The following is a 6,000-nucleotide window of genomic DNA, read 5'->3' as shown; positions in this document are numbered from 1 at the left end:
GTCTTGAAGCATCATAAACAAAATACACTCTTGACGATTTACGGGACGAGCGGCGCCTATAGCCGAATCATCTTCCGCGGTGAATATGCGTACGTCTTGACGAGCTCACTCGCGAAATCAAAAGTCTATGCCAAAACAAATCGCCTGTACATCCAAAAAACGACACCGATTCAGGTGGAGCCAAACAGTTCGAGCACCGTCTTGAAGCATCATAAACAAAATACACTCTTGACGATTTACGGGACGAGCGGCGCCTATAGCCGAATCATCTTCCGCGGTGAATATGCATACGTCTTGACGAGTTCGCTCGCAGCAACGAAAGCAGATCTGTATGCGACGACAGGAACACGTTACGTGACCGAAGACAAGTTGGTCGTCCATCCAAAAGCCAGTCTTAGCGGAAACATTGGGACACTGAAAAAAGGAGCATTAATCACGACCTACGGAAAAAGCGGTTACTACACACGCGTTAAAATCGGATCACGCTTCGGATTCGTTGACTCAAGTCGGCTCGGTTTAAATAAACCGACATCTAAAGCCAAAGTCGGGACCGTCTTTTACGTCCATTTCAACCAAACACCACTCTTTTCTGCTGACGTCGCCTACAGTCGTCCGGCGAGTCACTTAAGCAAAGGAACGAAATTGATCGGATTAAAATCGATTGATGATGACTTTTGGCAAGTCCGTCTACCGAATGGTCAAACGGGTTACGTCCTCAATCCTTATATCGGAACGAGCAAACCGGATATGCGGTATAACGAGCAAGCCATCAATCGTTCAAAAGTCTATACGGTCAAAGCAACGACTTCATTTTATGACACACCTGCCAGTCCAAAAAGTGCCGGGTTGGTCGAAAAAGGCAAGCGTGTGTATCCGCGTTACCGCGTCGGTAATTTCTATGTCATTCAGTCCGGCTGGACGCCCGTCTACATCCCGGTGACGGCCCTTACAGTGACGAGCGAAACAAAAGTTGACAAGAAAAATAATTCACGTGGCGAAAAGTTGATTCAAGCTGCTGTTGCCCATATCGGTACTCCGTACACATGGGGATCACAAAACGTGGCGAATGGTGGATTCGATTGTTCCGGATTGATTCATTATGCGACGAACCAAGCCGGAAAATACGGCGGACGGACGAATGTCCGCGGTTACTGGTACGGAGCGTTCTTTACAAATCAACGCACAAGTATCAGTTCCGGAAAACGCTCGGATATCGTCTTCTTCGAAAACACGTATACGGATGGCCCCTCGCATATCGGGATCATGTTAGATAGTAAACACTTCATTCATGCCGGAGGATCACAACTGCAAATCAGTTCAATTTACGAGCCGCACTGGCGTGAGCACTTCCTCGGTTTCAAATCAATGTAATGATTAAAAAAACGGACCTTCCCTAACCCGGGAGGTCCGCTTCTTTTAGCTAACATTAAAATGTCATTTCCGCATATTTCGTAACTTGGCGATCGATTAAGTACAATTCGATTTGTTCGCGATACGCTTTATAGTGGTCTGACGCAATATGCGCTTCTAACGCTTCTTCATCTTGATAGACTTCATACAGCATGAACTGATGTTCATCTTCAATCGATTGATGTAAGCTATAACGCAAGCACCCCGGCTCGTTTTGTGAAGCTTTGTAGACCGTACTTAAAATCGGAAAGACTTGATCGGCTAAACCTGCTTTGACTGTGATGACCGCGTTGACAATCATTTCTCCCATGACTTGTTTTCCTCCTCATCATTCATTACTCCTATCTGTACCCGTTTTATAGAAAGTCATACCTCAAAAACCTGAAAGGATGATTATGATGCAACAGCAACTCTTCACTCAACTCGATCAACTCGAACAACAAATCATTGAAAGACGTCGTGATCTGCACCGTCACCCGGAACTCTCTTTTCAAGAAGTGCGGACACCAAACGCCATCGCCTCATTTTATGATGAGCTTGGTCTCCCTTACCGCAGGAACGTCGGTGGTAGCGGGATCGTCGCGACCCTCAAAGGAAAACATCCTGGAAAGACCATCGCCATTCGGGCCGATTTCGATGCCCTGCCACTGCAGGAGGAAACGGATCTCGCCTTCCGTTCGATTCATCCGGGTGTCATGCATGCGTGTGGACATGACGGACATACGGCGATTGCACTCGGTCTTGCCTCGGCCTTTACAGCACTGCAAGAAGACCTTCACGGAACAATCGTATTCATTCATCAACACGGGGAAGAAGTCTTCCCGGGTGGTGCCATTCAAATGATTGAAGACGGCTGTCTTGACGGGGTCGATGCAATTTTCGGTACGCATCTCGAAAATGACTTACCTGTCGGAACAATTGGCTATCACGCAGGACATACGCTGTGCGCCATAGATGAATTCGAAATCGTCGTCCACGGACAGGGTGGTCATGCGCAAGCCCCTCATAAAACACAAGATGCACTCGTCGCCGGGGCACAACTCGTCTGTAATCTCCAACACCTCGTCAGTCGGCGCGTTGATCCGTTTTCACCTGCCATCATCGCAATCGGTTCATTCCACGCCGGAACGGCTCCGAACATCGTTACTGGTGAGGCACGGATTGTCGGAGAAATTCGAACATTTGACGAAGCGCTGCGTCACCAGTTACGACAGCAGGTCGATTTGGTTGCCCGGACGACGTGTGCCGGAATCGGTGCGAGCTATTCCATCGACTTTACGACGGGTTATCCTTCCCTTTGGAATCATCCGGTAGAAACAAATCTCGTTAAAGAAGCGACGGCTTTCTTAGGTGAGGCATCTGTCAAAGAACTCAAACCGATGATGGCAGCCGATGATTTCGCCTATTATTTAGAGCGTATCCCAGGAAGCTACTTCTTTACGGGGTCCGCCAAAACGGATGGGAGTACGATTTATCCGCAACATCACCCGAAATATGAAATCGATGAACAGGCATTGCTCATCGGCGCAAAAGCCTTAGGTGCAACCGTCCTGCATGCTTTAGAATCTTAAGGATTGACTTTGTCGTTTTAGAGATGCTATTATCACATCAATGATAACGAATTTAATCAACTTCATATAACACTTATCAAGAGTGGACTGAGAGATCTGGATCGATGACGTCCCAGCAACCTGCCTTCAGTGGCAAGGTGCTACGACCAGCAAAGCGCAAGCTTTGGTTGATAAAAAGCGACGACTCCTTTTGCAACCAAGCAAAGGAGTCGTTTTCGTTTTCTCGCTGTCAGAGCACGAATGATTATAGGGCGACTACCGCCAGCGGAAAGGACGAGATATAGATGGAAAAAGCAACATTCGCAGGAGGCTGTTTCTGGTGCATGGTGACACCATTCGAAGAACTGCCCGGTATTCACGGAATTGTTTCCGGTTATACAGGAGGACAAATCGAAAATCCGACATACGAACAAATAAAAACAGGCACGACCGGTCATTCGGAGGTCGTCGAGATTACATTTGATCCGGCGTTATTCTCATACGAGCGGTTACTCGAACTTTACTGGCCGCAAACGGATCCGACTGACGCCGGCGGACAGTTCCAGGACCGTGGGACACAATACGCACCTGCCATCTTTTATCATACGGAAGAACAGCGCCTTGCTGCGATTGCTTCACGTGACGCGCTTGCTGCGAGCAATCGCTTTAAGCAACCGATCGTCACACGAATCGAAGCGGCACAAGCCTTCTACCCAGCAGAAGACTATCATCAAAACTTCCACAAAAAGAATCCGGAGCACTACAAAAAAGACCGGAAAGCATCCGGTCGCGATGAATTCATCGATGTGGCTTGGAAAGAAGAAGTATCTGTCTAAACTAAAAAAAGCCCGCTCTTCGCGTGGGCTTTTTTGTTTGCAAATAAACGCTTATGAAGAGTGAGTATGCTATAACGAAAGACAATCAGTTTGCGCTTCCCTGTTTCGCCTCGTCTTCAAAGCGATTCGAGACAGATTGTGCTCTAACACTACTCTATGATTTTCTCTGCGGTACACCCTGAAAGCTTCGTTTTTCGTTGACTCCTACGGGAAAAAGCGCGTGAACACGCGCTGCCAAGAGGCTGGCAAGACCCTGCTCGTTGTCCGTGAGGTCAAGGAGCAACGGCTTGCGCCTCGCCCGAGGAAAGCAACGAAAAGAACGAATCTTTCATTCCACAACTACTGATTCGTCTTCGCGCTAAAAAATCGACTTTATACTGCCAGAGTTAACCGTAAGAATTACGATACCTTTTCCGACAACTCATCCGAAGATTCGATTTCTACGACTTGATATCGTTTCAACACAAAAATACCGGCTAGCATCACAAGCAATCCAGCGACTTGTCCGAGCGAAAGCTCAAGTTCCGGTAAACCGAACCAACCGAACAAGTCGACACATAATGCAAAACTCAGTTGCGAAATCAAGACGACCGAAATCGCAATCGATGGACCGAGCAACTGAATCCCGCGCATCACACAAAATACGACACCGACACCGACCAGACCACCGAATAAATAAAGCGGTTCGACCGTTTGAATGTTCGAGAATGTGCCACCCCGAAATACGAGTAGCGCAAACAGTGAACCGATGAACCCGACAAAAAAGACGAGGGTCGTCGTCGCCCATGCCCCGAACGCATGACTCATCCGTGCATTCAATACCGTCTGTAAACTAATCATCATTCCTGCCGTAATCGCACAAAACATACCTAGTCCCATGCTAGCCCCTCCTTATTCGTAACTATTTCCGTTCGCTTTTTCTTTAATCCGCTCTACATCTAAAATAATGATTTTCCCGCGTCGTCTCGCCAAGATTTCTTCTTCACAAAGTGTTGAGATGATACGGTTTAAATGACGGTAACTCGTCCCGAGCCAATCGGCGACGTCATGGAGATTCGACGTTCGCATCTCTTGATAAAACAGACTGTCGGAAACGTCCGAGGTAATCGATAACAGATATCCGGCAAATCGTTCTTCGACCGAATAGAGGACATGAAATGATGCTGATTTCGAGTCCGCGTACCACTTGGTCGTAATGACCCGCAGTAAAAATTGTAAAAAGGTGTTCGTCGTATTGTGCTCACGTAAGATCGCATACGGAATGCTGAGTGCCACGACGTCCGTAATCACCTCGATGGTATTCAAGACTTCCCGTTGATTGATATATTCCGCATCACCAATCACCGTCATCGCCTTTTTAAAGCGTAAAATCCGTTGTTTCCCTTCAGCCGATGCTGCAGAGATTTTAATTTTTCCTTCGACGATGAAATACATCCGGTCAATCGGTTCACCCGTCACACATAACAGGTCCCCTTCCGAAAACGTTTCGATGCGTAAATAGCCTTTACTGGTCTCCGTAAAAATATCCGCTAAGTCGTACTGTTTTAAATAGGTCTCAATCGTCTGCATAGGCCCTCCCTTTAGGACAGTGAAAAAATCGCAACTCCGGCAAGCATCAAACTGATCCCGATCCACTGTCCCCGGTTACTCCTTTTTTTGATGACACCAAACCAGCCGTTCAAATCAATCACGAATGCACATAAAATTTGTGCGACGAGCAACAAACACATCGCCCACGTCATGCCAAGTAACTGAATCGACGTCAGTTCGGTCACGACGACGAGTACGCCAAGCAATCCGCCACTGGCATAGAGGAGCGGAAGCTGTCGAAAACCGCCGATTTTCCGGTCACGAACCACACTATAAATCGCTAAGCACCCCATCAATCCGACGAAATGAACGATCGTCACCGAAAACCACGGACCAATGGCATCTCCTAAACGGGCATTAAAAATCCCCTGCAACGCAATGAATAGTCCACTCATTAATGCGAATATAACTCCCTGCACTTTAAGGCACCTCCTTTTGTTTCTTCTGTTATGAGTAGACACTATTTTCACCTTATCTGAAAAGGACAAATGTCCCATTTTAAAAAATTGTATAAAAAAAGACGGATTGCCCGTCTTCAGCGTGTAGATAATCGATTAAGAGGCGTAACCATGCGATATCGGGATGCAATCCGTTCGCGCTTCCCCGTCTCGCCT

Annotated in this window: 7 protein-coding genes and 1 riboswitch; of the genes, 3 read left to right on the top strand and 4 right to left on the bottom strand. The window is 47.4% G+C overall.

Annotated elements, in window-relative coordinates; genetic code table 11:
* Positions 1-1,371, top strand: a 1,371-nt coding sequence (locus KNP99_RS10380) for a C40 family peptidase (protein WP_215193224.1), incomplete at its 5' end; no start/stop codon positions are given.
* Between the two features lie 55 nt (positions 1,372-1,426).
* Here the strand turns inward: KNP99_RS10380 and KNP99_RS10375 are convergent.
* Complete coding sequence (locus KNP99_RS10375; RefSeq protein WP_215193223.1) at positions 1,427-1,720, bottom strand: putative quinol monooxygenase; 294 nt, start codon at positions 1,718-1,720, stop codon at positions 1,427-1,429.
* Between the two features lie 88 nt (positions 1,721-1,808).
* Here KNP99_RS10375 and KNP99_RS10370 point away from each other — a divergent pair, with 88 nt between their 5' ends.
* Positions 1,809-2,981, top strand: coding sequence for a M20 metallopeptidase family protein (locus KNP99_RS10370; protein ID WP_088836229.1), 1,173 nt, complete (start codon positions 1,809-1,811; stop codon positions 2,979-2,981).
* A gap of 70 nt (positions 2,982-3,051) precedes the next feature.
* Positions 3,052-3,158: riboswitch (SAM riboswitch) on the top strand.
* A gap of 107 nt (positions 3,159-3,265) precedes the next feature.
* Complete coding sequence (gene msrA / locus KNP99_RS10365; protein WP_088836228.1) at positions 3,266-3,796, top strand: peptide-methionine (S)-S-oxide reductase MsrA; 531 nt, start codon at positions 3,266-3,268, stop codon at positions 3,794-3,796.
* Between the two features lie 399 nt (positions 3,797-4,195).
* Here the strand turns inward: msrA and KNP99_RS10360 are convergent, their stop codons facing one another.
* The 3 genes from KNP99_RS10360 to KNP99_RS10350 are packed head-to-tail and all read right to left on the bottom strand — an operon-like array spanning position 4,196 to position 5,805.
* Complete coding sequence (locus KNP99_RS10360; RefSeq protein WP_214767191.1) at positions 4,196-4,675, bottom strand: DMT family transporter; 480 nt, start codon at positions 4,673-4,675, stop codon at positions 4,196-4,198.
* A gap of 12 nt (positions 4,676-4,687) precedes the next feature.
* Positions 4,688-5,365 carry a Crp/Fnr family transcriptional regulator gene (locus KNP99_RS10355; RefSeq protein WP_214770488.1) on the bottom strand — a complete coding sequence of 226 codons (678 nt, stop codon included), beginning with the start codon at positions 5,363-5,365 and terminating at the stop codon, positions 4,688-4,690.
* Positions 5,366-5,376: 11 nt separating this feature from the next.
* Positions 5,377-5,805, bottom strand: a complete 429-nt coding sequence (locus KNP99_RS10350; protein WP_214767195.1) for a DMT family transporter — start codon at positions 5,803-5,805, stop codon at positions 5,377-5,379.
* Positions 5,806-6,000 lie beyond the last annotated feature (195 nt).

The organism is Exiguobacterium sp. s95, from assembly GCF_018618655.1.
Taxonomy (GTDB): Bacteria; Bacillota; Bacilli; order Exiguobacteriales; family Exiguobacteriaceae; genus Exiguobacterium_A; species Exiguobacterium_A oxidotolerans.
Note: the sequence above shows the minus strand (reverse complement) of the source record. Positions and strands in the feature narration are given on the sequence as shown.